This is a genomic window from Enterococcus sp. 3H8_DIV0648, from assembly GCF_002140655.1.
Lineage (GTDB): Bacteria > Bacillota > Bacilli > Lactobacillales > Enterococcaceae > Enterococcus_A > Enterococcus_A hulanensis.
Genome location: NZ_NGLG01000017.1, coordinates 1 through 1,472, shown reverse-complemented (window position 1 = coordinate 1,472; position 1,472 = coordinate 1). Strand labels below are relative to the sequence as shown.

The 1,472-nt window shown below is 33.8% G+C and carries 2 protein-coding genes; one reads left to right on the top strand and one right to left on the bottom strand.

What is annotated here, in order from left to right:
- Positions 1–267: 267 nt before the first annotated feature.
- Positions 268–525 (bottom strand): hypothetical protein, encoded by a 258-nt coding sequence (locus A5875_RS23060; RefSeq protein WP_088935935.1) that lies wholly within the window; start codon positions 523–525, stop codon positions 268–270.
- A 422-nt stretch (positions 526–947) separates the two neighbouring features.
- Between A5875_RS23060 and A5875_RS23055 the strand changes: the two genes are divergently transcribed.
- Positions 948–1,205 (top strand): hypothetical protein, encoded by a 258-nt coding sequence (locus tag A5875_RS23055; protein WP_088935935.1) that lies wholly within the window; start codon positions 948–950, stop codon positions 1,203–1,205.
- The last annotated feature ends 267 nt before the right edge of the window (positions 1,206–1,472 follow it).

The following is a 1,472-nucleotide window of genomic DNA, read 5'->3' as shown; positions in this document are numbered from 1 at the left end:
GCTGATTTGACCTTTATTCTAAGAAAAATGGCTCGACTTGTCAAGGTAAACAATTAGTTATCGCACTGTCTCTTATACACATCTAGATGTGTATAGGAGCCCTATTATATATTATGTGTAGATAATTAAGAAACAGTCTAGTTTCATGTTAGGGAGATTAGATGTGTATAAGAGACAGCTATTATATATTATGTGTAGATAATTAAGAAACAGTCTAGTTTCATGTTAGGGAGATTAAAGAAAAAAATCATCCCAAAAAATGGATGATTACGAGCTAAGCTTATCTTTGAATTTTGAAAACAATAGTGCGGAACCGATAACAATTCCATAATACACCACAGGTAGGATTATGGATTTGGTCCCTTCGAAATAGTAGTAATAAAAGACTAATGATCCTCCAGAAAAGAATACAGTGACAAACATTTTCGCTAGTGACGGTCTTTTGCCGGATAAAGCAATCGTATAGGCGCCTAAAATAGCACCAAGAGCACAAATGAGGAAAGCAACAATATCTCTGGACAACATGATACCACCTCCTATTATTATTTTACCGTATTTTAGGCTGTCTCTTATACACATCTAGATGTGTATAAGAGACAGACATGATACCACCTCCTATTATTATTTTACCGTATTTTAGCAGCTGAATGAAGCAAGCTTTAGAAAAAGCTATGTGAAATCAATTGTTACACTATTAAGGAAAAATAATCACTGTCTCTTATACACATCTAGATGTGTATAAGAGACAGGACGTATATTGATGATTATTTTTCCTTAATAGTGTAACAATTGATTTCACATAGCTTTTTCTAAAGCTTGCTTCATTCAGCTGCTAAAATACGGTAAAATAATAATAGGAGGTGGTATCATGTCTGTCTCTTATACACATCTAGATGTGTATAAGAGACAGCCTAAAATACGGTAAAATAATAATAGGAGGTGGTATCATGTTGTCCAGAGATATTGTTGCTTTCCTCATTTGTGCTCTTGGTGCTATTTTAGGCGCCTATACGATTGCTTTATCCGGCAAAAGACCGTCACTAGCGAAAATGTTTGTCACTGTATTCTTTTCTGGAGGATCATTAGTCTTTTATTACTACTATTTCGAAGGGACCAAATCCATAATCCTACCTGTGGTGTATTATGGAATTGTTATCGGTTCCGCACTATTGTTTTCAAAATTCAAAGATAAGCTTAGCTCGTAATCATCCATTTTTTGGGATGATTTTTTTCTTTAATCTCCCTAACATGAAACTAGACTGTTTCTTAATTATCTACACATAATATATAATAGCTGTCTCTTATACACATCTAATCTCCCTAACATGAAACTAGACTGTTTCTTAATTATCTACACATAATATATAATAGGGCTCCTATACACATCTAGATGTGTATAAGAGACAGTGCGATAACTAATTGTTTACATTGACAAGTCGAGCCATTTTTCTTAGAATAAAGGTCAAATCAGC